Genomic DNA, 22,503 nt, shown 5'->3' with positions numbered 1-22,503 from the left:
AAAACACGTTTTGGAGAAGCCCCATGGCTCACCGCCCACGCTGGACATTGTCGCAAGTCACAGAATTATTTGAAAAACCGTTGCTGGATCTGCTGTTTGAAGCGCAGCAGGTGCATCGTCAGCATTTCGATCCACGTCAGGTGCAGGTCAGCACTTTGCTGTCAATTAAGACCGGAGCTTGTCCGGAAGATTGCAAATATTGCCCGCAAAGCTCGCGCTATAAAACCGGGCTGGAAGCCGAGCGGTTGATGGAAGTTGAACAGGTGCTGGAGTCGGCGCGAAAAGCGAAAGCGGCGGGATCGACACGTTTCTGTATGGGCGCGGCGTGGAAGAATCCCCACGAACGCGACATGCCCTATCTGGAGCAGATGGTGCAGGGGGTAAAAGCGATGGGCCTGGAGGCGTGTATGACGCTGGGTACGTTGAGTGAATCTCAGGCGCAGCGCCTTGCGAACGCCGGGCTGGATTACTACAACCACAACCTCGACACCTCGCCGGAGTTTTACGGCAATATCATCACCACACGCACTTATCAGGAACGCCTCGATACGCTGGAAAAAGTGCGCGATGCCGGGATCAAAGTCTGCTCAGGTGGCATTGTGGGCTTAGGCGAAACGGTAAAAGATCGCGCCGGATTATTACTGCAACTGGCAAACCTGCCGACGCCGCCGGAAAGCGTGCCAATCAATATGCTGGTGAAGGTGAAAGGCACACCGCTGGCGGATAACGATGATGTCGATGCCTTTGATTTTATTCGCACCATTGCCGTAGCGCGGATCATGATGCCGACCTCATACGTGCGCCTTTCTGCCGGACGCGAGCAGATGAATGAACAGACTCAGGCGATGTGCTTTATGGCCGGGGCTAACTCAATTTTCTACGGTTGCAAACTGCTGACTACGCCGAATCCGGAAGAAGATAAAGACCTGCAACTGTTCCGCAAACTGGGGCTAAATCCGCAGCAAACTGCCGTGCTGGCAGGGGATAACGAACAACAGCAGCGTCTGGAGCAGGCACTGATGACCCCGGACACTGACGAATATTACAACGCGGCAGCACTATGAGCTGGCAGGAGAAAATCAACGCGGCGCTCGATGCGCGGCGTGCTGCCGATGCCCTGCGTCGCCGTTATCCGGTGGCGCAAGGGGCCGGACGCTGGCTGGTGGCGGACGATCGCCAGTATCTGAACTTTTCCAGTAACGATTATTTAGGTTTAAGCCATCATCCGCAAATTATCCGTGCCTGGAAGCAGAGTGCGGAGCAATTTGGCGTCGGTAGCGGCGGCTCCGGTCACGTCAGCGGTTATAGCGTGGCACATCAGGCGCTGGAAGAAGAACTGGCCGAGTGGCTGGGCTATTCGCGGGCACTGCTGTTTATCTCTGGTTTTGCCGCTAATCAGGCGGTCATTGCCGCGATGATGGCGAAAGAGGACCGTATTGTTGCCGACCGGCTTAGCCATGCCTCATTGCTGGAGGCTGCCAGTTTAAGCCCGTCGCAGCTTCGACGTTTTACCCATAACGATGTCGCTCATCTGGCGCGACTGCTTGCTTCCCCCTGTCCGGGGCAGCAACTGGTGGTGACAGAAGGCGTGTTCAGCATGGACGGCGATAGTGCGCCACTGGCGGAAATCCAGCAAGTAACGCAACAGCACAATGGCTGGTTGATGGTCGATGATGCCCACGGCACGGGCGTTATCGGGGAGCAGGGGCGTGGCAGCTGCTGGCTGCAAAAGGTAAAACCAGAATTGCTGGTGGTGACTTTTGGCAAAGGATTTGGCGTCAGCGGGGCAGCGGTGCTTTGCTCCAGTACGGTGGCGGATTATCTGCTGCAATTCGCCCGCCATCTTATCTACAGCACCAGTATGCCGCCCGCTCAGGCGCAGGCATTACGTGCATCGCTGGCGGTCATTCGCAGTGATGAGGGTGATGCACGGCGCGAAAAACTGGCGGCACTCATTACGCGTTTTCGTGCCGGAGTACAGGATTTGCCGTTTACGCTTGCTGATTCATGCAGCGCCATCCAGCCATTGATTGTTGGTGATAACAGCCGTGCGTTACAACTGGCAGAAAAACTGCGCCAGCAAGGCTGCTGGGTCACGGCGATTCGCCCGCCAACCGTACCTGCTGGTACTGCGCGACTGCGCTTAACACTAACCGCCGCGCATGAAATGCAGGATATCGACCGTCTGCTGGAGGTGCTGCATGGCAACGGTTAATAAACAAGCCATTGCAGCGGCATTTGGTCGGGCAGCCGCGCACTATGAGCAACACGCAGAGTTACAGCGCCAGAGTGCTGACGTCTTACTGGCAATGCTCCCACAGCGTAAATACACCCACGTACTGGACGCGGGTTGTGGACCTGGCTGGATGAGCCGCCATTGGAGAGAGCGTCACGCGCAGGTGACGGCGTTAGATCTCTCGCCGCCAATGCTTGTTCAGGCACGCCATAAAGATGCCGCAGACCATTATCTGGCGGGAGATATCGAATCCCTGCCGTTAGCGACTGCGACGTTCGATCTTGCATGGAGCAATCTCGCGGTGCAGTGGTGCGGTAATTTATCCACGGCACTTCGCGAGCTGTATCGGGTGGTGCGCCCCGGAGGCGTGGTCGCGTTTACCACGCTGGTGCAGGGATCGCTCCCTGAATTACATCAGGCGTGGCAGGCGGTGGACGAGCGCCCGCATGCTAATCGCTTTTTACCGCCAGATGAAATCGAACAGTCGCTGAACGGAGTGCATTATCAACATCATATTCAGCCCATCACGCTGTGGTTTGATGATGCGCTCAGTGCTATGCGTTCGCTGAAAGGCATCGGTGCCACGCATCTTCATGAAGGGCGCTACCCACGAATATTAACGCGTTCGCAGTTGCAGCGATTGCAACTGGCATGGCCGCAACAACAGGGGCGATATCCTCTGACGTATCATCTTTTTTTGGGAGTGATTGCTCGTGAGTAAACGTTATTTTGTCACCGGAACGGATACCGAAGTGGGGAAAACTGTCGCCAGTTGTGCACTTTTACAAGCCGCGAAGGCAGCAGGTTATCGGACGGCAGGTTATAAACCGGTCGCCTCTGGCAGCGAAAAGACCCCGGAAGGCTTACGTAATAGTGACGCGCTGGCGTTACAGCGCAACAGCAGCCTGCAGCTGGATTACGCAACGGTAAATCCTTACACCTTCGCAGAACCCACTTCGCCGCACATCATCAGCGCACAAGAGGGCAGGCCGATAGAATCATTGGTAATGAGCGCCGGATTACGCGCGCTTGAACAACAGGCTGACTGGGTGTTAGTGGAAGGTGCTGGCGGCTGGTTTACGCCGCTTTCTGACACTTTCACTTTTGCAGATTGGGTAACACAGGAACAACTGCCGGTGATACTGGTAGTTGGTGTGAAACTCGGCTGTATTAATCACGCGATGTTGACGGCACAGGCAATACAACACGCCGGGCTGACTCTGGCGGGTTGGGTGGCGAATGATGTCACGCCTCCGGGAAAACGTCACGCTGAATATATGACCACGCTCACCCGCATGATTCCCGCGCCGCTGCTGGGAGAGATCCCCTGGCTTGCAGAAAATCCAGAAAATGCGGCAACCGGAAAGTACATAAACCTTGCCTTGTTGTAGCCATCCTGTATTTGGTTAAATTGCGAGCGAGATCGCGTCTTCGATTGACTGCAATTTAACCAATTAAATTCTAAAATAATCACGAAAAAAATTTTACTTCCGCATCATGCGATGTATGTGGGAATTGCCCAGGCGGCGGGGGATAGGGGCTGCAGACAGTTATCCACTATTCCTGTGGATAACCATGTGTATTAGAGTTAGAAAACACGAGGCAAGCGAGAGAATACGCGGCTTGCACGCGAATTGGCGTTAAAGACGGCTCAAAGAAATATCTTTTATTTTTTAACTGGTTAGATAATTGCAATGGCAGTCACTGAAGAGGCATCTCTTGCCATAAAACTGTCATCACTCATCTTGACAAATGTTAAAAAAGCCGTTGCTTTGGGGATAACCCGGTAAGGCCGGAGTTTTATCTCGTCACAGAGTAAATTTTGCTCATGATTGACAGCGGAGTTTACGCTGTAACAGAAATATTATGGTGAGGAACTGTTTTTTTATCCAGTATAATTTGTTGGCATAATTAAGTACGACGAGTAAAATTACATACCTGCCCGCCCAACTCCTTCAGGTAGCGACTCATGAGTAAACCGTTCAAACTGAATTCCGCTTTTAAACCTTCTGGCGATCAGCCAGAGGCGATTCGACGTCTCGAAGAGGGGCTGGAAGATGGCCTGGCGCACCAGACGTTACTTGGCGTGACTGGCTCCGGGAAAACCTTCACCATTGCCAATGTCATTGCTGATCTTCAGCGCCCTACCATGGTACTTGCGCCCAACAAAACGCTGGCGGCCCAGTTGTATGGCGAAATGAAAGAGTTCTTCCCGGAAAACGCGGTGGAATATTTCGTCTCCTACTACGACTACTATCAGCCGGAAGCCTATGTACCGAGTTCCGACACCTTCATTGAGAAAGATGCCTCGGTTAACGAACATATTGAACAGATGCGTTTGTCCGCCACCAAAGCGATGCTGGAGCGGCGTGATGTGGTTGTGGTGGCGTCTGTTTCCGCGATTTATGGTCTGGGCGATCCTGATTTATATCTCAAGATGATGCTCCATCTCACGGTCGGCATGATTATCGATCAGCGCGCGATCCTGCGCCGACTGGCGGAGCTGCAATACGCTCGTAATGATCAGGCATTCCAGCGTGGTACTTTCCGCGTTCGTGGTGAGGTGATTGATATCTTCCCGGCAGAATCGGATGACATTGCACTTCGCGTGGAGCTGTTTGACGAGGAAGTGGAACGATTGTCGTTATTTGACCCGCTCACCGGGCAGATTGTTTCCACTATTCCACGTTTTACCATCTACCCGAAAACGCACTACGTCACGCCGCGCGAGCGCATCGTACAGGCGATGGAAGAGATCAAAGAAGAACTGGCCGCCAGACGCAAAGTGCTGTTGGAGAACAACAAGTTGCTTGAAGAGCAGCGGCTGACCCAGCGTACCCAGTTTGATCTGGAGATGATGAACGAGCTGGGCTACTGTTCCGGGATTGAGAACTACTCGCGCTTCCTCTCCGGTCGTGGACCGGGTGAGCCACCGCCGACGCTGTTTGATTACCTGCCTGCCGATGGGCTGCTGGTGGTCGATGAATCACACGTCACCATTCCGCAAATTGGCGGCATGTATCGCGGTGACCGGGCGCGTAAAGAGACGCTGGTGGAGTACGGCTTCCGCCTGCCATCAGCGCTGGATAACCGTCCGCTGAAATTTGAAGAGTTCGAAGCATTAGCGCCGCAAACCATCTATGTTTCGGCGACGCCGGGTAATTACGAGCTGGAAAAATCCGGCGGCGATGTGGTGGATCAGGTGGTGCGTCCAACCGGATTGCTTGACCCGATAATTGAAGTGCGGCCGGTGGCGACACAGGTTGATGATCTTCTTTCGGAGATTCGTCAGCGAGCGGCAATTAACGAACGCGTACTGGTTACAACTCTGACCAAGCGAATGGCGGAAGATCTCACGGAATATCTCGAAGAACACGGCGAGCGCGTGCGTTATCTTCACTCCGATATCGACACCGTCGAGCGTATGGAGATTATCCGCGACTTGCGTCTGGGTGAGTTCGACGTGCTGGTAGGGATCAACTTACTGCGCGAAGGTCTGGATATGCCGGAAGTGTCGCTGGTGGCGATCCTCGACGCTGACAAAGAAGGCTTCCTACGTTCCGAACGTTCGTTGATCCAGACTATTGGTCGTGCGGCGCGTAACGTTAACGGTAAAGCGATTCTCTACGGCGATAAGATCACCCCGTCAATGGCGAAAGCGATTGGCGAAACCGAACGTCGTCGCGAGAAACAGCAGAAGTACAACGAGGAACACGGTATTACGCCGCAGGGCTTGAACAAGAAAGTGGTCGATATCCTGGCGCTGGGGCAGAACATTGCTAAAACCAAAGCGAAGGGCAGAGGAAAATCGCGACCGATTGTTGAGCCGGATAATGTGCCGATGGATATGTCGCCGAAAGCGTTACAGCAGAAAATCCATGAACTGGAAGGGCTGATGATGCAACACGCGCAAAATCTGGAGTTCGAAGAAGCGGCGCAAATTCGTGACCAGTTGCATCAGCTGCGTGAGTTGTTTATTGCCGCGTCGTGACAAGATGACGAAGCCGGAATATTCTTCCGGCTTCGTGTTAACCTAAAGCCTGTAATGCCTTTTCCAGCGCGTTATGTAACAACTGGCGGTCATGACGATACGGAATATCGCTGGCCTCCAGTACCTCCTGAATCACAATCCGCTCTTTCACCGCCGAGACATCCACTTTTGGCCCGACGATGACCGCATCAATGACCTTTTTACCGACATACTGCTCCATAATTGCCAGCTTGCTTTCCAGCTTCAAATTAGCCGCAGGTAAACTCAACTCACGCCCCAGATTGCCGATATAGACCATCGGCGCTGGCGTGCGGCGTAATGCTTGTGCGATTTCATTCAGCAGCAGAATTGGCATCAGGCTGGTATAAAAACTGCCAGGCCCAATAATGATGAGATCCGCTTCACTGATAGCGTGAACAGCCTCACGCGTTGCGGGTACATTCGGCGTTAACAGTAACTCCTGAATCGGCGTAGTTAACTGGTCGATATTGACCTCGCCGTATACTTCATGCCCCTGATCGTCAATCGCCATTAGATCCACCGGATGCTCCGACATCGGAATCAAATGTGCGTCCACTTTCAGCAGATTGCGAATCAGATTGATCGCTTCAAGAGGTCGCACGCTAAGGTGATCCAGTGCCTTCAGCATCAGGTTTCCAAGGTTGTGCCCGGAAAGTTCGCCATTACCGCCGAAACGATATTCAAACATTGCGGAAGCGACGCTGGGTTCAGTTATCAGCTGGTTGAGGCAGTTACGCATATCGCCCCAGGCAATACCGCCTTCTGAGCGGCGAATACGCCCCGTCGAGCCACCATTATCCGTGGTGGTGACGATACCCGTTAAACGAGAACCCAAAGACGAAAGTGATGAGAGAACGCGTCCCAGTCCATGCCCTCCGCCGAGAGCAACGACACGATCAAGGTCAGCCAGCGTACGATTGCGCATATAGTTTCCTGGAGTCAGATTATCCGCGCTACAGTAGCGCAAATTGCGGGGAAACAGCAATTAACCTGCCAATATTGAGGATACAAACTATTTTCTTCTACCTCTAAAGGACGATGCACGCTATGCCTCTCTGATGATGTATATCAAAGTAAAACCGCCATTTTCCCTTATTCTGTAGCGAAATAGCACGATCATGACGCTATATACATGATTACATAGCGAAAGTGTGGATGGTAAAAATCTCATTTACGCGCTAGTATCGGCTTAACCACTAAACACTCTAGCCTCTGCACCTGGGTCAACTGATACGGTGCTTTGGCCGTGACAATGCTCGTAAAGATTGCCACCAGGGCGAAGGAAGAAATGACTTCGCCTCCCGTATCTGGAAAGGTGTACATGGCTTCACAACTGACTGATGCATTTGCGCGTAAGTTTTACTACTTGCGCCTGTCGATTACTGATGTGTGTAACTTTCGTTGCACCTACTGCCTGCCGGATGGCTACAAACCGAGCGGCGTCACCAATAAAGGCTTTCTTACCGTCGATGAAATTCGCCGGGTTACGCGCGCCTTTGCCAGTCTGGGCACCGAAAAAGTGCGCCTGACAGGCGGTGAGCCGTCTTTACGCCGCGACTTTACCGATATCATCGCCGCTGTGCGGGAAAACGACGCTATCCGCCAGATTGCGGTCACCACCAATGGTTACCGTCTGGAACGCGATGTGGCGAACTGGCGCGATGCGGGACTTACTGGCATCAACGTCAGCGTTGATAGCCTTGACGCTCGCCAGTTTCATGCCATTACCGGGCAGGATAAATTCAACCAGGTCATGGCAGGGATCGATGCTGCATTTGAGGCCGGTTTTGAGAAGGTCAAAGTCAATACCGTGCTGATGCGTGATGTTAATCATCATCAGCTCGACACCTTTCTGAACTGGATCCAGCATCGCCCTATCCAGCTGCGTTTCATCGAATTGATGGAAACGGGCGAGGGCAGCGAGCTCTTCCGTAAGCATCACATCTCTGGTCAGGTTCTGCGTGACGAGCTACTGCGTCGCGGCTGGATCCACCAATTACGTCAACGCAGCGACGGTCCCGCGCAAGTCTTTTGTCATCCGGATTACGCCGGAGAGATTGGCCTTATCATGCCGTATGAAAAAGACTTCTGCGCCACTTGCAACCGCCTGCGCGTTTCCTCCATTGGTAAACTCCATCTCTGCCTGTTTGGTGAAGGCGGCGTTAACCTGCGCGATCTGCTGGAAGACGATACCCAGCAACAGGCGCTGGAAGCGCGTATTTCAGCGGCGCTGCGGGAGAAGAAACAGACCCATTTCCTGCACCAAAACAACACCGGTATTACGCAAAACTTATCGTACATTGGCGGCTAAAACGTCAAAAGGAGAGATCAGATGAGTCAGGTAAGCACTGAATTTATCCCGACCCGTATTGCTATTCTTACGGTTTCTAATCGTCGTGGTGAAGAAGACGATACCTCCGGTCACTATCTGCGCGATTCGGCGCAGGAAGCGGGCCATCACGTTGTCGATAAAGCCATTGTGAAAGAAAACCGCTACGCTATTCGCGCTCAGGTATCTGCGTGGATCGCCAGCGACGATGTACAAGTGGTATTGATTACGGGGGGGACTGGCCTGACGGAAGGAGATCAGGCTCCCGAAGCGCTGCTGCCGTTGTTCGACCGTGAAGTTGAAGGTTTTGGTGAAGTGTTCCGGATGTTGTCGTTCGAAGAGATTGGCACTTCCACGTTGCAATCTCGTGCGGTAGCGGGCGTCGCTAACAAAACGCTGATTTTCGCCATGCCGGGTTCGACCAAAGCGTGCCGTACCGCATGGGAAAATATCATTGCGCCGCAGCTCGATGCCCGTACGCGTCCGTGTAATTTCCATCCACATTTGAAGAAATAAGTATGTCGCAACTGACCCATATCAACGCCGCTGGCGAAGCGCACATGGTGGATGTCTCCGCCAAAGCGGAAACCGTGCGTGAAGCGCGCGCCGAAGCCTTTGTCACCATGCGCAGCGAGACGCTGGCGATGATTATTGATGGTCGCCACCACAAAGGCGACGTATTTGCCACTGCGCGTATCGCCGGTATTCAGGCGGCAAAACGCACCTGGGATCTGATCCCGCTGTGTCACCCGCTGATGCTCAGCAAAGTTGAAGTCAATTTACAGGCCGAGCCGGAGCACAATCGGGTACGTATAGAAACCTTATGCCGCCTGACCGGGAAAACCGGTGTCGAAATGGAAGCGTTAACCGCGGCCTCCGTGGCGGCGCTGACCATTTATGACATGTGCAAAGCGGTGCAAAAAGATATGGTAATTGGTCCGGTACGTTTGCTGGCGAAGAGTGGCGGCAAGTCGGGTGACTTTAAGGTGGAAGCGGATGATTAAAGTTCTTTTTTTCGCCCAGGTGCGCGAGTTGGTGGGAACAGATGCAACCGAAGTGGCTGCAGATTTCCCAACCGTTGAAGCGTTACGCCAACATCTGGCTGCGCAGAGCGATCGCTGGGCGCTGGCGCTGGAAGATGGCAAATTGCTGGCTGCCGTCAACCAGACGCTGGTGAGTTTTGACCATCCGCTGACTGACGGCGACGAAGTGGCTTTCTTCCCGCCGGTAACCGGAGGTTAAGATGGCAGAAACCAAAATTGTTGTCGGCCCGCAGCCATTCAGCGTAGGAGAAGAGTATCCGTGGCTGGCGGAGCGTGATGAAGACGGTGCGGTAGTCACCTTTACCGGTAAGGTGCGCAACCATAACCTTGGCGACAGCGTCAAAGCATTAACCCTCGAACACTATCCGGGGATGACTGAAAAAGCACTGGCAGAAATTGTCGATGAAGCGCGTAACCGCTGGCCGCTGGGGCGCGTCACGGTGATTCACCGCATCGGGGAATTATGGCCGGGCGATGAAATCGTTTTTGTCGGTGTCACCAGTGCGCATCGCAGCAGTGCGTTTGAAGCCGGGCAGTTTATTATGGATTATCTCAAAACCCGCGCACCGTTCTGGAAGCGCGAAGCCACGCCGGAAGGCGACCGCTGGGTCGAAGCCCGGGAGAGCGATCAGCAGGCGGCAAAACGCTGGTAGTTTTTTGTTAGCCGGATAAGGCACAGCTGCGTCCGGCAATTTCACCGCTCAGTACATGTGTTTACGCTGCGTCGATGCACAGCCTCATCATTTTGCAGTATCCTTAAGATATTCCTTATATCTTCAGGAGATCGTCATGGACAGATTCCCACGTTCTGATTCAATTGTACAACTCCGGGCTGGCTTGCAAACTTATATGGCGCAAGTCTATGGCTGGATGACCGTTGGCTTGTTGCTGACCGCATTTGTTGCCTGGTATGCGGCTAATTCCGCGGCCGTGATGGAGCTGTTGTTCACTAACCGTGTCTTTTTAATCGGTCTGATCATCGCGCAATTAGCATTGGTTATTGTGTTATCAGCGATGATTCAAAAGCTGAGCGCAGGTGTAACGACGATGCTCTTTATGCTTTATTCGGCGCTGACGGGTCTTACGCTTTCCAGTATTTTCATTGTCTATACCGCTGCTTCTATCGCCAGTACTTTCGTCGTTACTGCCGGGATGTTTGGCGCAATGAGCCTGTACGGTTACACCACGAAGCGCGATCTAAGCGGCTTTGGCAATATGCTGTTTATGGCGTTAATCGGCATTGTGCTGGCATCGCTGGTCAACTTCTGGCTGAAAAGCGAAGCATTGATGTGGGCAGTCACCTACATCAGCGTGATTGTCTTTGTCGGATTGACGGCGTATGACACTCAGAAATTGAAAAATATGGGTGAGCAGATTGATACCCGCGACACGTCGAACCTGCGCAAATATTCCATTCTTGGCGCGTTAACCTTGTATCTGGACTTCATCAACCTGTTCCTGATGTTGCTGCGGATCTTCGGCAACCGCCGTTAATTCTTTTTCACCATCAATATCCCGGCCATGTGTCGGGATTTTTTTCTTACTAAAAACGACACTTAACAAGTACCAGGTATAAAATATGCCTTATGGCCGAGCGGAAGTGTTTTCCGTATCCATAAATACAAAAGTATTTTGTATGCGTGGTTTTAAATTTATTGATGGTGAATATTAATATTTTTTCTAGGGACAACTAAAAGAATGGAATCATACTCGCAAAACAGCAATAAATTAGATTTTCAGCACGAGGCCAGGATATTAAACGGTATATGGCTCATTACCGCTTTGGGTATGGTGGCAACCGCAGGGCTGGTCCTGGTGATCATCATGAATGCCGCATTAATGAGTGAACGACCCGTTTGGGTAATAAGTTGCTTAATGATAGTGTTATGGTCAGGCATTATCTCGCATGGACGAAATAAGCTCCTTGAACTGGCAGGAAAATGCCATAGCGAAGAGTTGTGGAGTCCGGTTCGTTGCGCTTTTACAGGTGCATTAACACTCTATTACTATTTTATCGGCTTCTTTGGGATACTTGCCGCTATAGCTATAACGCTTGTCTGGCAAAGGCATACGCGTTTTTTTCATTAGTCGTAAATGCACATACTAAAGAACTTAACTAAACTTCACATCGCCGCTTCATTTTTCGCTCGTAGCTTCTTCGCCTGGCTTTCCAGTAGCAGGTAACAGATCAGCGCCAGCAGCAGCGGGATAAAGTAATACAGGACGCGATAAGCGAGCAGGGCGGCGATAATGCTCCCTTTCGAGGTATGCTCCCCAGCCAGTAGCGCGATAAATACCGCTTCCAGCACACCAATCCCCGCCGGAATATGCACGATGACGCCAGCAATACTACTAACCAGTAACACGCCCAGTACAAAGAAATAGTTCACGCTTTGACCAAGTAACAGCCAGATAATCGCCCGCATTACCATCCAGTTAACGCTGGAAATCAGCATCTGGGCGAGGGCAAATTTCCATGAAGGCAGCACCAGCTTTTGTCCTTTGATGGTCATATGGCGGTGCTTCGCGAAAGCGCAAAACCACAAATAAACCGCGATAATCATCAATAAGCCAATGCCGAGAATACGCAGCGTGGTTTGATCGACATACCAGTGATCCGGCAACTCCACCACGCCTGCGGTAAAGATAATCCCTGCCAGTAAAATATAGCCCAGCCAGTTGGTGGTAATACTGAGCGAGAAAATCCGCGTAATAGTGCTGCCCGGTAACCCTAGCCGGGAGTACAAACGATAGCGCATACCAATGCCGCCGACCCAGGTACTGAGCGTCAGGTTGAAGGCGTAGCAGATAAACGACACCAGCATCACCTGGCGCTTCGCCAGTTTGTGACCGCAGTAAAAGCGGGCGAGCAGATCATAGCAGCCGTAAATCAGATAACTGACGACCACCAGCCCGACCGCACTGAGCAACGCAGCGCGATTGTAGTCGCGGATGACCTTCCAGACCTCTTCCCAGTCCACCTTTTTGGCGTAGACCACCAGCAACACTATCACCGCGATAAAAAACAGCCAGGTGAGGATCTTCTTTGCTAAGCGCCAGCGTGGGTGTGATTTACTCATCAGGGTTTTACCCCCGTGTTTTCAGTTTCTACCCGATCCTGCGTTTCCATTGTCGGCTGAGCGGGCGGGTCAACCTGCGCCAGACGTGGTGTGTGTGCCGGAAGCCAGCCGACCAGCGCCGGGAAGTGGCGTAAAAAGTGGAAGGCCAGCACGCTTTTGGTCAGATTCCACCAGGTGCGTTTCGGCAGCATGGTTTCATCCACCTGCTGGCAGTCTGCGGCGATAATGCCGTTCAGATTATCGCGCAGCGTCTGGTTAAAATGACGATCGTGGATGATGACATTTGCTTCGAGATTCAGTGACAAACTGAGCGGATCGAGATTACTGGACCCTACCGTCGCCCAGTGATCGTCCATCAACGCCACTTTGCCGTGGAGCGGGCGGCGGCGATACTCAAAAACCTGAACGCCGCCTTTAACCAGATAGTTATACAGCAAGCGCGCGCCGACTCTGACAATCGGCATATCCGGTTCGCCCTGAATGATCAGTTTGATCCGCACCCCGCGCCGTGCCGCTTTACGCAAGGCGTGTAAAAATCGATAGCCGGGGAAGAAGTAGGCGTTGGCGATAATCACTTCCCGCCGTGCCTGAGTGAGCATTTTCAGATAGTGACGTTCAATATCATCGCGATGTTCTTCGTTATCGCGCCAGACCAGCAATACCTGCGCTTCTCCCGGCTGGCGGTTCTCTTCCGCTTTGTGATGACGTCGCCACCAGCGTCGTGCCGCGCTCTGTCCTGGCAGGTTTTCCAGTTCAAATTGCAGAATATCTTCGACAATCGGCCCTTCAAGGCGCACCGCGTAATCCTGTTTAGCCTCTGGACCGTAGCTGGACATATGCTCGGCGGAGTAATTCAGCCCGCCAATAAAGGCGATATGCGCGTCGATCACCACAATTTTGCGATGCATCCGGCGAAACACATTGGTGCGCATACCAAAAAGGCGAGGGCGGGGATCGTAGTAGCGGAACACCACGCCAGCGGCCGTCAGTTCATTGACAAACTCATCGCTGAGATCCGGCGAACCGTAGCCATCAAGTAAGACTTCCGCTTTTACCCCGCGTTGCGCTGCTGCCAGTAGTGCCGCATGCAGTTGTTTGCCGACGTCATCCTCAAACCAGATAAACGTTTCAAGAATGATGCGTTCTTGTGCCTCGCCAATCGCCTTAAACACCGCGGGATAATATTGCTCGCCGTTTTCCAGCAACTGGATCTTATTGCCTTCGCGCCAGCTACATTTCATAAATGAATCTCCGCACTTAAAGGGGCATGATCAGAAAGGTGTCGCCATGTCCGCAGCGGCAACGCGGTTGGCGCGCTGGCGCTGGCATTTTTGACGTAGATCCTGTCCAGTCGTAGTAGAGGAAATTGCACCGGAAACGTGCGCGCCGGGCGTCCGTGGGCGCGGGTAAAAATCTCATCCAGTCCGGCCTGCACTTTTAACGGATGATTAGCTTTTTGCCGCCAGTCATTGAAATCACCCGCCACCAATACCGGTTCGCCGTCCGGTAGCTCATTCACCCATTCGGCGAGCATCGCAAGCTGCGCCTGACGGTGCGCCTCACGCAGGCCCAAATGTACGCACATTACATGAATCGCTTTTCCGGTCATCGGCGGCACAATGCGGCAGTAGAGCACGCCGCGCTTTTCCGCACCATCGACCGAAACATCGCGGTTTTCATAATGTTCAATGGGATAGCGCGACAGTACGGCGTTACCGTGATGCCCTTCCGGGTATACGGCATTGCGACCGTAGGCAAAATCGCTCCACATAGTGTCGGCGAGAAACTCGTAGTGCGAGGTATCGGGCCAGTTTTCCACATGCAGCGGATGAACTTCGTGCGCGCCCATCACTTCCTGCAGGCAAACAATATCGGCGCTGACGGTACGCACGGCGTCGCGAAGTTCCGGCAAAATGAAGCGTCGGTTAAACGCGGTAAAGCCTTTGTGAATGTTGATGGTGAGCACCTTGAACGAAAATTGTTGTGTTTGATCGGGCATAATTTTCCTGTCTTTGCCTCTTATCTCATTGAAATAGTGTAGTCGGCGTCACAAAAAGGTGCGGTCTTACGGAATTTTCCGTAAAGTTCGGTACTCTGAGTAAGTAGAGATAAATTCTTCAGGAGAGAAGCCATGAAGTGGCAACAACGTGTTCGTGTCGCAACGGGTCTAAGTTGCTGGCAGATTATGTTGCATTTACTGGTAGTGGCGCTGCTGGTGGTGGGCTGGATGAGTAAGACTCTGGTTCACGTCGGCGTGGGATTATGCGCACTGTATTGTGTCACGGTAGTGATGATGCTGGTGTTTCAGCGCCACCCCGAGCAACGCTGGCGTGAGGTGGCAGACGTGCTGGAAGAGCTGACTACGACCTGGTATTTTGGCGCAGCGCTGATTGTGCTGTGGCTGTTGTCCCGCGTACTGGAAAACAACTTTTTGCTGGCGATTGCAGGGCTGGCAATCCTTGCCGGCCCGGCGGTGGTGTCTTTGCTGGCGAAAGATAAGAAGTTACATCACCTTACGTCTAAACATCGCGTACGCCGCTGACCCTGTTGTGGCCGTTATCACCAGTAGCGGCCACAAACTATTCCACACAATATCCAGACTCGCATCCTTCAAATAAATCTGCTTGGTAATGTCCGTAAAGTGGCGAATAGGGTTAATCCACGTCAGGTTTTGCAGCCATACTGGCATGTTTTCCACCGGAGAAACGTAACCGGAAAGGAGAATGGCGGGCATCATAAAGACAAACACGCCGATAAACGCCTGTTGTTGTGTTGAACAGAGTGATGAAATCAACAGACCGAATCCCACCAGCGATAAACCGTAAATCACCATCGTAAAGTAGAACAGCGCCAGCGATCCGGCGAAGGGGATTTGATACGCCCAGATACCAATCGCCAGCACAATGGTGGCCTGGAAGGTGGCGACAATTAATGCCGGTACGGCTTTGCCGATGAATATCTGCCAGGTGGTGAGCGGCGAAACCAGTAACTGATCGAGCGTACCTTGTTCACGTTCGCGGGCAACAGAAAGTGAAGTGACGATCATCACGCCAATAGTGGTGATCATGGCGATCAGCGACGGCACCACAAACCATTTGTAGTCGAGATTCGGGTTATACCAGTTGCGTACCACCAGCTCGCTGTTGTTGGGTTTCGGTTTTCCTTCCAGCAGCTCCTGCTGATAATTTTTGACGATCTGTTGCAGGTAGTTGGCGGCAATTTGCGCACTGTTGGAGTTACGCCCGTCGAGGATCAACTGCAACGGCGCGGTCTGGAAGGTATCCAGTTTGCGCGAGAAGTCAGCCGGGAAACGCACAAGTAGTAACGCCTTTTGTGTGTCGATGGTCGGGCGGATCTCCTGCGGGCTTTTCAGCAGCAGCACATGGGTAAAGGCGCTGGCGCGGGCAAAACGTTGAGTAAGTTCTACCGAGTGCTCGCCGTTATCTTCATCGTAGATGGCGATGGTGGCGTTGGTCACTTCCAGCGTGGCGGCGAACGGGAACAGGATCACCTGAATCAGCACGGGTAAAATCAGAATTGCGCGGGTTTGCGGTTCGCGCAGCAGCGACTGCAACTCTTTGCGGATTAACGTCCATAAGCGATGAAACATGCTCTTCTCCCTAATCCAGCCGACGTTTGGTTTTCAGCCACGTCAGGCCGATAAACATCACCGCCGAAGCGATCAAAAACAGCACGTTCACCACCAGTACCACCGGAATATTCCCGGCGAGGAACAGGCTTTGCAGGGTGCTGACGAAATAACGTGCGGGAATAATGTACGTCACCGCGCGGATCACCTCGGGCATACTGTCGATCTGAAAAATAAAGCCGGAAAGCATAATCGACGGCAGAAAAGCCGCGTTCAGAGCGACCTGAGCGGCATTGAACTGGTTGCGGGTAATCGTGGAAATCAGTAGCCCCATCCCCAGGGTACTGAGTAAAAACAGGCTGGAGATAAAAAACAGAATCAGCAGTGACCCACGATACGGCACGCCGAGAATAAACACTGACACCAGCATACACAGCAGCATCGCCAGCATCCCGAGAAAGTAATAAGGGATCAGCTTACACAGCAGCAGTTCCGTGCGGGTAATCTCTGTAGAGAGCAGAGCCTCCATGGTGCCGCGTTCCCATTCTCGCGCTACCACCAGCGAGGTGAGAATCGCGCCGATGACCGTCATGATGATGGTCACCGCACCGGGGATAATAAAGTGCTGGCTAATCGCCGCCGGGTTAAACCAGTAGCGGGTTTGTACATCAATAAGCGGTTCAAAAGTCTGCCCGTTGTCCTCCGCTCGCTGCATTTGCCAGATCTGCCAGATCCCTTCGACATACCCCTGCACAAAGTTAGCGGTATTCGGCTCACTGCCGTCGGTGATCACCTGAATCGGTGCGGTGGCGTTGGCGCGCTCCATTTGTTCGGCGAAATCCACCGGAATAACCACCAGACCGCGAATTTTCCCCGCCTGCATTTTGGCGATCAGTTCCTGACGGTTATCGCTGATGGTGGCGTCGATGTAGGGCGAACCGGTCATAGTGTGGGTGAAATCCAGCGCCGCTTCGCTACGCTGTTCCAGCAATATCCCGACCCGCAGCTTGCTGGAGTCGAGGTTAATGCCGTAACCAAAAATAAACAGCAGTAGCAGTGGGATCACTACCGCAATCAGCCAGCTACTCGGATCGCGAACGATCTGCCGTGTCTCTTTGACGCACAGCGCCCGCACGCGACGCCAGGACAGGATCGGATTACTCATTGCCATGCTCCTTATCCCAGTCGTGGATCAACTGAATAAAGGCTTGCTCCATGGTGGGATCGGGTTGCTCATCGTTGGCCGACTGCGCTTTCAAATCGTCTGGTGTGCCGCTGGCGATTAATTTCCCACGGTACACCAGGCCGATGCGGTCGCAATATTCCGCTTCATCCATAAAGTGGGTGGTGACCATCACCGTGACGCCTTTCTCTACCATGCTATTGATGTGCAGCCAGAATTCGCGGCGGGTGAGGGGATCAACGCCGGACGTCGGTTCGTCGAGAAACAGAATGTCCGGTTCATGCATCAGCGAACAGGCCAGCGCCAGCCGCTGTTTAAAACCTAATGGCAGTTCATCGGTGGCGTGTGAGGCAATACTTTTCAGGCCAAATGCCTCGCTCATACGGGAGATTTTTTCGTTCTGCGCCCGACCGCGTAAGCCATACACACCAGAGAAAAAGCGTAAATTCTGTTCGACCGTCAGGTTGCCGTAGAGCGAAAATTTTTGCGCCATATAGCCGAGATGCTGGCGCGCTTTCCCAGAACTCTCTTTCAGATCCATCCCCAGCACCAGCGCCTGGCCGGAAGTCGGCACCAGCAAACCGCACATCATCTTAAAGGTGGTCGATTTGCCCGCGCCGTTTGGCCCCAGCAAACCAAAAATCTCCCCGCGTTTGACGGCAAAGTTGACGTGATCGGTGGCGGCAAAATCACCAAATTTCTTGGTCAGTTCTTTCGCTTCGATCACCGTCTCGCCAGGTGTACCTTCCACCGTATGCAATATTGCACCCAGCGGCGATTCTGAGGTTCCGGCACCGCCCAGCAAATCAATAAACGCATCTTCAAAACGCGGCGTAGTTTCGTTGATGTTGATTTCCGGCATCCCGTCCGCATGGCGAATATCGTCTGGTGTGGCCTCTTTTTTGAGGATCAGACGTACCGATTTCCCCTGAATCATGCCGTCGCTGACCTGTGGCAGTTTCAAGGCGCGTTGCAACAGTTTGCGGTTGCCCTCGTGTGGACTGGTCATCAGAAAGCTGCGTCCGGCCATGGTTTGTGTCAGGGCTTTTGGTTCCCCCTGATACAGCAACTCGCCTTCGTTCATTAGTAACACGTCACGGCACTGCTCGGCTTCGTCGAGATACGAGGTACTCCAGAGGATTAACATCCCTTCGCCTGCCAGCTCATGCACCATCTGCCACAGTTCGCGCCGTGAGATAGGGTCAACGCCGACGCCGGGTTCATCGAGCAGCAACACTTTCGGTTCGCCCACCAGGGTACAGGCCAGGCCGAGTTTTTGTTTCATCCCACCGGAGAGCTTGCCCGCCAGGCGTCCGGTAAACGGGCCAAGAGATGTAAACTCCAGCAGGCGAGCAAAAGTCTGCTTCCGTGCTTCACCGGTGACGCTGCGCAAATCCGCGTACAGATTGAGGTTCTCCATCACCGTCAGATCTTCATACAGGCCGAATTTCTGCGGCATATAGCCGAGCACGGCGTGCAGCGCGCCGTCGTTTTTGATCGGATCAAAGCCAATCACCGTGGCACTGCCGCTGTCGGGTTTCAGTAATCCCGCCAGCATCCGCATGAGCGTGGTTTTACCCGCACCGTCTGGCCCTACCAGCCCCGTCACATAACCGGCATGAATGGTGCAATCGAGCGGCGCGACGGCGGGCTTGTCCATGCCCGGAAAGCGTTTTTCCAGGCCGTTCAGCGTGATAACGGCATCATTCATGTCCTGCCTCGTCACCGAATTGTACCGTCACTGGCATTCCCTGGCGTAACGCATCATCGGCGTCGGTCACCACAATACGCAGGCGATAGACGAGGTCGGTACGCAGATCCGGCGTTTCGACGGTTTTCGGGGTAAATTCAGCAGTCGGTGAAACGAAACCAATCTGCCCGTGATACGGCTTGTCCGGGCGACCATCGGTATAAAGCAGTACTTTGCGCCCCGGCTGGGCCTGGTCAAGATTACGTTCGTCAACATAGGCACGCACCCACACTGGACGTGTTAGCGAGACGGTAAACACCGTGCCACCTTCATTGAGAACCGTGCCTGGCTCCACCGCGCGCGTTAACAGCGTGCCATCAGACGGGGCTATCAACGTTGAGTCCTGTAAATTCAGCTCCGCCTGCGCCAGTTGCGCCTGCGCCTGTTCGAGGCTGGCTTTTGCCTGGGCGATATCCTGTTCGCGGTTACCGGAACGGTACTGACGCAATTTATCCTGTGCCGATTTCAGCGTTGCCTGCGCCTGGTCGCGCGAGGAGCGGGCATTTTCCAGGTCATTTGCCGAAATGGTGCGGCTTTTCCACAGTCCTTGCTGGCGGTTGTAGAAGTTCTGCGCATAGTCATAGGCAGCTTGCGCCTGTTTCACCGCTGCGGCGGCCTGAGCGATTTCTTCATCGCGATACCCGGCAAGCATCAGGTCATACTGCGCCTGAGCCACCGAAACGCCCGCTTTCGCCTGCATCAGGGCAATCTCATACGGCTTGTGATCCAGTTCGCCCAGCACCTGGCCCGCTTTGATCGCATCACCTTCGTCCACTGCCAGCGACTCAACGCGCCCCCCAACACGGAAACTAAGATTCACCGTACGAATATCCACGTTGCCATACAGCGTCAGGCCGTTATCCTGGCGGCTTTGATACCACCAGTAGCCTCCGGCAACCACGGCGGCAAGTACTACTACCGCCAGTCCGATCACGACAGGTTTTTTCATCACTACAAACTCCTTTGCGATAATCCTTGCAAAATCAGGTCGATATGACAGGTCACCGTCTGGTTGATCAGTTCGGTCTTTTCTTCATCGAACGCGGTCCAGCCGGTACGTAACAGAATTGTTTCTTTGCCAAGACGAAACGCCAGAATCTCACCAATCAACGCATGGGTATGAAGGATCATGCGGGTGTCATTGGCATCGCAGCCGGTCCAGGCGGCAATCAGGCGTGTAAGGTGGCTGTGTAGCGGACTAATCACCTGTTCGTGCACCAGGTGATAGGCTGCCGTGGGAGAGAGCTGCTCACGGGAGATAAATTTGCTGAGGTTGACAGTGTCATCCTGGGTGAGCAGCTTAATCATGTTCCTGCAGGCGCGAAGGATCAGTTCACTGATGGCAGCCCGATCTGGCTGTGGTTGTGCGAACAAGCGTTCGGCCTCTTCGGCGTGCGGACGGAACTGCTCGCCAATAAAATCGGCAATCCACTGGGCGCAGGCGAGATACAAATCTTCTTTCGAACCGAAGTAGTAGGTGATGGCAGCGATATTCTGCCCGGCCTGGGCGGCTATCTCGCGGGTGGTGGCGTTCATTCCATATTCACCAAACTGCGCCAGTGCGGCAGCAATCAGCTGTTTTTTCGCCTGTTCACCCTTGATTGTCATGGCAGGATTATTCATCGCACAGTCCATTCTTAATCAAATGATTGATTAAGATTATGACTCCATATGGGAGTTGTCCAGTATGACCAGGAATTTTAGCAACGCCAGTCACAGGGATAATTTATGCGCTGCGTCACAAAAACTGCTACACTCCGCTCCCTCATGACATTGTGGTTTTTGTCATTTTCCTTTTCAGTATCTCCCTGAAAACTACACCGGTAACGGTCGGGGCGGTTCGGAGTAGTTATGTCTTTCGATTCTTTGGGTTTAAGCCCTGATATCCTGCGCGCCGTTGCCGAGCAGGGTTACCGTGAACCCACCCCTATTCAGCAGCAGGCGATCCCTGCGGTGCTGGAAGGCCGCGACCTGATGGCTAGCGCCCAGACTGGCACCGGCAAAACAGCGGGCTTTACGCTGCCGCTGTTGCAACACCTGATCACTCGCCAGCCGCACGCCAAAGGGCGTCGTCCGGTACGTGCGCTCATTCTTACCCCGACCCGTGAACTGGCGGCGCAGATTGGCGAAAACGTCCGTGATTACAGCAAATACCTGAACATTCGTTCGCTGGTGGTGTTTGGCGGTGTCAGCATTAACCCGCAGATGATGAAGTTGCGCGGCGGCGTTGATGTGCTGGTTGCAACGCCGGGACGTCTGCTGGACCTGGAACATCAGAATGCGGTGAAGCTGGATCAGGTTGAAATCCTCGTCCTCGATGAAGCTGACCGCATGCTCGACATGGGCTTTATCCACGATATCCGTCGCGTGTTAACAAAACTACCTGCGAAGCGCCAGAACCTGTTGTTCTCCGCGACCTTCTCTGACGATATTAAAGCTCTGGCGGAAAAACTGTTGCACAACCCGCTGGAAATCGAAGTGGCACGCCGCAATACCGCGTCTGATCAGGTGACCCAGCATGTTCACTTTGTTGATAAGAAACGCAAACGCGAATTGTTGTCGCACATGATTGGGAAAGGGAACTGGCAGCAGGTGCTGGTGTTTACCCGTACCAAACATGGCGCTAACCATCTGGCTGAACAGCTCAATAAAGATGGCATCCGCAGTGCGGCGATCCACGGCAATAAATCGCAAGGTGCGCGTACCCGTGCGTTGGCTGATTTTAAATCGGGCGATATTCGTGTACTAGTGGCAACTGACATCGCTGCGCGCGGTCTGGATATCGAAGAGTTGCCGCACGTGGTCAACTATGAACTGCCAAACGTACCGGAAGATTATGTTCACCGTATCGGGCGTACCGGTCGTGCGGCTGCTACCGGTGAAGCGTTGTCGCTGGTGTGTGTTGATGAACACAAACTGCTGCGTGATATCGAAAAACTGCTGAAAAAAGAGATCCCGCGCATTGCGATTCCGGGCTATGAGCCGGACCCGTCAATCAAAGCCGAACCAATCCAGAACGGTCGCCAGCAACGTGGCGGCGGCGGTCGTGGGCAAGGTGGTGGTCGCGGTCAACAGCAACCACGCCGCGCTGAAGGTGGCGCAAAATCTGCGAGCGCGAAGCCTGCAGAAAAACCATCTCGTCGTCTTGGCGATGCCAAACCGGCAGGCGAACAACAACGCCGCCGCCGTCCGCGTAAACCTGCCGCTGCGCAGTAATCTTTTATGCCGGGCGATGCCCGGCATCTTCGCAACAAGTCTCTTTCTACCGCAATTTTATCCTG

The 22,503-nt window shown here is 53.4% G+C and carries 23 protein-coding genes and 1 riboswitch; of the genes, 14 read left to right on the top strand and 9 right to left on the bottom strand.

Features of this window, described 5'->3' with window-relative positions; translation table 11 throughout:
• Positions 1-23 precede the first annotated feature (23 nt).
• The 5 genes from bioB (at position 24) to uvrB (ending at position 6,227) form a co-directional block, all read left to right on the top strand.
• Positions 24-1,064 carry a biotin synthase BioB gene (gene bioB, locus ACJHWK_RS07705; RefSeq protein WP_000951213.1) on the top strand — a complete coding sequence of 347 codons (1,041 nt, stop codon included), beginning with the start codon at positions 24-26 and terminating at the stop codon, positions 1,062-1,064.
• Positions 1,061-2,215, top strand: coding sequence for an 8-amino-7-oxononanoate synthase (bioF, locus tag ACJHWK_RS07700; protein ID WP_021517032.1), 1,155 nt, complete (start codon positions 1,061-1,063; stop codon positions 2,213-2,215). Before bioB ends, bioF begins: the two co-directional genes overlap by 4 nt.
• Entirely contained in the window at positions 2,202-2,957 is a 756-nt protein-coding gene (gene bioC, locus ACJHWK_RS07695; protein ID WP_000246795.1) for a malonyl-ACP O-methyltransferase BioC, read from the top strand. Before bioF ends, bioC begins: the two co-directional genes overlap by 14 nt.
• On the top strand, positions 2,950-3,627 hold the full coding sequence (bioD, locus tag ACJHWK_RS07690) for a dethiobiotin synthase (protein WP_000044837.1): 678 nt from the start codon (positions 2,950-2,952) through the stop codon (positions 3,625-3,627). The genes bioC and bioD overlap by 8 nt, the downstream gene beginning before the upstream one ends.
• Positions 3,628-4,205: 578 nt before the next feature.
• A complete protein-coding gene (uvrB, locus tag ACJHWK_RS07685; protein WP_000042533.1) occupies positions 4,206-6,227 on the top strand; it encodes an excinuclease ABC subunit UvrB in 2,022 nt (673 codons plus the stop codon).
• A 37-nt stretch (positions 6,228-6,264) separates the two neighbouring features.
• On the opposite strand, the gene yvcK is transcribed toward uvrB, so the two are convergent.
• Positions 6,265-7,173, bottom strand: coding sequence for a uridine diphosphate-N-acetylglucosamine-binding protein YvcK (yvcK, locus tag ACJHWK_RS07680; RefSeq protein ID WP_001522645.1), 909 nt, complete (start codon positions 7,171-7,173; stop codon positions 6,265-6,267).
• Between the two features lie 264 nt (positions 7,174-7,437).
• Positions 7,438-7,582: riboswitch (molybdenum cofactor riboswitch) on the top strand.
• Here yvcK and moaA point away from each other — a divergent pair.
• From moaA to ACJHWK_RS07645, 7 genes are all read left to right on the top strand, one after another.
• Entirely contained in the window at positions 7,570-8,559 is a 990-nt protein-coding gene (gene moaA / locus ACJHWK_RS07675) for a GTP 3',8-cyclase MoaA (protein WP_001295301.1), read from the top strand. It overlaps the preceding riboswitch by 13 nt.
• A gap of 21 nt (positions 8,560-8,580) precedes the next feature.
• Complete coding sequence (gene moaB / locus ACJHWK_RS07670; protein ID WP_000084639.1) at positions 8,581-9,093, top strand: molybdenum cofactor biosynthesis protein B; 513 nt, start codon at positions 8,581-8,583, stop codon at positions 9,091-9,093.
• 2 nt (positions 9,094-9,095) lie between these two features.
• A complete protein-coding gene (gene moaC, locus ACJHWK_RS07665; RefSeq protein WP_000080885.1) occupies positions 9,096-9,581 on the top strand; it encodes a cyclic pyranopterin monophosphate synthase MoaC in 486 nt (161 codons plus the stop codon).
• Entirely contained in the window at positions 9,574-9,819 is a 246-nt protein-coding gene (moaD, locus tag ACJHWK_RS07660) for a molybdopterin synthase sulfur carrier subunit (protein WP_000598612.1), read from the top strand. Before moaC ends, moaD begins: the two co-directional genes overlap by 8 nt.
• Before the next feature lies 1 nt (position 9,820).
• Positions 9,821-10,273 (top strand): molybdopterin synthase catalytic subunit MoaE, encoded by a 453-nt coding sequence (moaE, locus tag ACJHWK_RS07655; protein ID WP_000852287.1) that lies wholly within the window; start codon positions 9,821-9,823, stop codon positions 10,271-10,273.
• Between the two features lie 136 nt (positions 10,274-10,409).
• Positions 10,410-11,114, top strand: coding sequence for a Bax inhibitor-1/YccA family protein (locus ACJHWK_RS07650; RefSeq protein ID WP_001522649.1), 705 nt, complete (start codon positions 10,410-10,412; stop codon positions 11,112-11,114).
• Between the two features lie 204 nt (positions 11,115-11,318).
• Positions 11,319-11,708: a hypothetical protein gene (locus tag ACJHWK_RS07645; protein WP_001522650.1), complete on the top strand. Its 390-nt coding sequence runs from the start codon at positions 11,319-11,321 to the stop codon at positions 11,706-11,708.
• Between the two features lie 35 nt (positions 11,709-11,743).
• Here the strand turns inward: ACJHWK_RS07645 and ACJHWK_RS07640 are convergent, their stop codons facing one another.
• From ACJHWK_RS07640 to ACJHWK_RS07630, 3 genes are read right to left on the bottom strand one after another with little or no spacing between them, the layout of a single operon-like run.
• Entirely contained in the window at positions 11,744-12,700 is a 957-nt protein-coding gene (locus ACJHWK_RS07640; protein WP_410234812.1) for a lysylphosphatidylglycerol synthase domain-containing protein, read from the bottom strand.
• Complete coding sequence (clsB, locus tag ACJHWK_RS07635; protein WP_000650323.1) at positions 12,700-13,941, bottom strand: cardiolipin synthase ClsB; 1,242 nt, start codon at positions 13,939-13,941, stop codon at positions 12,700-12,702. Before clsB ends, ACJHWK_RS07640 begins: the two co-directional genes overlap by 1 nt.
• Positions 13,938-14,699: an endonuclease/exonuclease/phosphatase family protein gene (locus ACJHWK_RS07630; protein ID WP_001113348.1), complete on the bottom strand. Its 762-nt coding sequence runs from the start codon at positions 14,697-14,699 to the stop codon at positions 13,938-13,940. The genes clsB and ACJHWK_RS07630 overlap by 4 nt, the downstream gene beginning before the upstream one ends.
• 132 nt (positions 14,700-14,831) lie before the next feature.
• Between ACJHWK_RS07630 and ACJHWK_RS07625 the strand changes: the two genes are divergently transcribed.
• Positions 14,832-15,242, top strand: a complete 411-nt coding sequence (locus ACJHWK_RS07625) for a YbhQ family protein (RefSeq protein WP_000871982.1) — start codon at positions 14,832-14,834, stop codon at positions 15,240-15,242.
• Here the strand turns inward: ACJHWK_RS07625 and ACJHWK_RS07620 are convergent.
• Genes ACJHWK_RS07620 through cecR form a run of 5 tightly spaced genes read right to left on the bottom strand, consistent with a single transcriptional unit; the run spans position 15,204 to position 20,845 of the window.
• Positions 15,204-16,310, bottom strand: a complete 1,107-nt coding sequence (locus ACJHWK_RS07620; protein ID WP_000469031.1) for an ABC transporter permease — start codon at positions 16,308-16,310, stop codon at positions 15,204-15,206. The two genes, ACJHWK_RS07625 and ACJHWK_RS07620, sit on opposite strands and share 39 nt — an antisense overlap.
• Before the next feature lie 10 nt (positions 16,311-16,320).
• Positions 16,321-17,454: an ABC transporter permease gene (locus ACJHWK_RS07615; RefSeq protein ID WP_001522653.1), complete on the bottom strand. Its 1,134-nt coding sequence runs from the start codon at positions 17,452-17,454 to the stop codon at positions 16,321-16,323.
• Positions 17,447-19,183, bottom strand: coding sequence for an ATP-binding cassette domain-containing protein (locus tag ACJHWK_RS07610; RefSeq protein WP_001328230.1), 1,737 nt, complete (start codon positions 19,181-19,183; stop codon positions 17,447-17,449). Before ACJHWK_RS07610 ends, ACJHWK_RS07615 begins: the two co-directional genes overlap by 8 nt.
• On the bottom strand, positions 19,176-20,171 hold the full coding sequence (gene hlyD, locus ACJHWK_RS07605; protein ID WP_000743444.1) for a secretion protein HlyD: 996 nt from the start codon (positions 20,169-20,171) through the stop codon (positions 19,176-19,178). The genes ACJHWK_RS07610 and hlyD overlap by 8 nt, the downstream gene beginning before the upstream one ends.
• Before the next feature lie 2 nt (positions 20,172-20,173).
• The gene (cecR, locus tag ACJHWK_RS07600) at positions 20,174-20,845 is read right to left on the bottom strand and encodes a DNA-binding transcriptional regulator CecR (protein ID WP_001522655.1); all 672 of its coding nucleotides are present in this window, start codon (positions 20,843-20,845) and stop codon (positions 20,174-20,176) included.
• Between the two features lie 228 nt (positions 20,846-21,073).
• Here cecR and rhlE point away from each other — a divergent pair, with 228 nt between their 5' ends.
• Positions 21,074-22,438, top strand: a complete 1,365-nt coding sequence (gene rhlE / locus ACJHWK_RS07595) for an ATP-dependent RNA helicase RhlE (protein ID WP_001522656.1) — start codon at positions 21,074-21,076, stop codon at positions 22,436-22,438.
• Positions 22,439-22,503: the final 65 nt, after the last annotated feature.

The sequence above is a fragment of the Escherichia sp. WS547 genome, from assembly GCF_046486065.1.
Taxonomy (GTDB): Bacteria; Pseudomonadota; Gammaproteobacteria; order Enterobacterales; family Enterobacteriaceae; genus Escherichia; species Escherichia coli.
Note: the sequence above shows the minus strand (reverse complement) of the source record. Positions and strands in the feature narration are given on the sequence as shown.

What these genes read in the sequence shown, in the direction of transcription:
- ACJHWK_RS07625 (WP_000871982.1), top strand. Translation starts at nt 14,832, where the DNA reads ATGAAGTGGCAACAACGTGTTCGTGTCGCAACGGGTCTAAGTTGCTGG.
- ACJHWK_RS07650 (WP_001522649.1), top strand. Translation starts at nt 10,410, where the DNA reads ATGGACAGATTCCCACGTTCTGATTCAATTGTACAACTCCGGGCTGGC.
- ACJHWK_RS07640 (WP_410234812.1), bottom strand. Translation starts at nt 12,700, where the DNA reads ATGAGTAAATCACACCCACGCTGGCGCTTAGCAAAGAAGATCCTCACC.
- moaE (WP_000852287.1), top strand. Translation starts at nt 9,821, where the DNA reads ATGGCAGAAACCAAAATTGTTGTCGGCCCGCAGCCATTCAGCGTAGGA.
- ACJHWK_RS07620 (WP_000469031.1), bottom strand. Translation starts at nt 16,310, where the DNA reads ATGTTTCATCGCTTATGGACGTTAATCCGCAAAGAGTTGCAGTCGCTG.
- yvcK (WP_001522645.1), bottom strand. Translation starts at nt 7,173, where the DNA reads ATGCGCAATCGTACGCTGGCTGACCTTGATCGTGTCGTTGCTCTCGGC.
- bioC (WP_000246795.1), top strand. Translation starts at nt 2,202, where the DNA reads ATGGCAACGGTTAATAAACAAGCCATTGCAGCGGCATTTGGTCGGGCA.
- bioF (WP_021517032.1), top strand. Translation starts at nt 1,061, where the DNA reads ATGAGCTGGCAGGAGAAAATCAACGCGGCGCTCGATGCGCGGCGTGCT.
- ACJHWK_RS07610 (WP_001328230.1), bottom strand. Translation starts at nt 19,183, where the DNA reads ATGAATGATGCCGTTATCACGCTGAACGGCCTGGAAAAACGCTTTCCG.
- bioB (WP_000951213.1), top strand. Translation starts at nt 24, where the DNA reads ATGGCTCACCGCCCACGCTGGACATTGTCGCAAGTCACAGAATTATTT.
- cecR (WP_001522655.1), bottom strand. Translation starts at nt 20,845, where the DNA reads ATGAATAATCCTGCCATGACAATCAAGGGTGAACAGGCGAAAAAACAG.
- ACJHWK_RS07630 (WP_001113348.1), bottom strand. Translation starts at nt 14,699, where the DNA reads ATGCCCGATCAAACACAACAATTTTCGTTCAAGGTGCTCACCATCAAC.
- clsB (WP_000650323.1), bottom strand. Translation starts at nt 13,941, where the DNA reads ATGAAATGTAGCTGGCGCGAAGGCAATAAGATCCAGTTGCTGGAAAAC.
- moaB (WP_000084639.1), top strand. Translation starts at nt 8,581, where the DNA reads ATGAGTCAGGTAAGCACTGAATTTATCCCGACCCGTATTGCTATTCTT.
- rhlE (WP_001522656.1), top strand. Translation starts at nt 21,074, where the DNA reads ATGTCTTTCGATTCTTTGGGTTTAAGCCCTGATATCCTGCGCGCCGTT.
- ACJHWK_RS07615 (WP_001522653.1), bottom strand. Translation starts at nt 17,454, where the DNA reads ATGAGTAATCCGATCCTGTCCTGGCGTCGCGTGCGGGCGCTGTGCGTC.
- ACJHWK_RS07645 (WP_001522650.1), top strand. Translation starts at nt 11,319, where the DNA reads ATGGAATCATACTCGCAAAACAGCAATAAATTAGATTTTCAGCACGAG.
- hlyD (WP_000743444.1), bottom strand. Translation starts at nt 20,171, where the DNA reads ATGAAAAAACCTGTCGTGATCGGACTGGCGGTAGTAGTACTTGCCGCC.
- uvrB (WP_000042533.1), top strand. Translation starts at nt 4,206, where the DNA reads ATGAGTAAACCGTTCAAACTGAATTCCGCTTTTAAACCTTCTGGCGAT.
- moaC (WP_000080885.1), top strand. Translation starts at nt 9,096, where the DNA reads ATGTCGCAACTGACCCATATCAACGCCGCTGGCGAAGCGCACATGGTG.
- moaA (WP_001295301.1), top strand. Translation starts at nt 7,570, where the DNA reads ATGGCTTCACAACTGACTGATGCATTTGCGCGTAAGTTTTACTACTTG.
- moaD (WP_000598612.1), top strand. Translation starts at nt 9,574, where the DNA reads ATGATTAAAGTTCTTTTTTTCGCCCAGGTGCGCGAGTTGGTGGGAACA.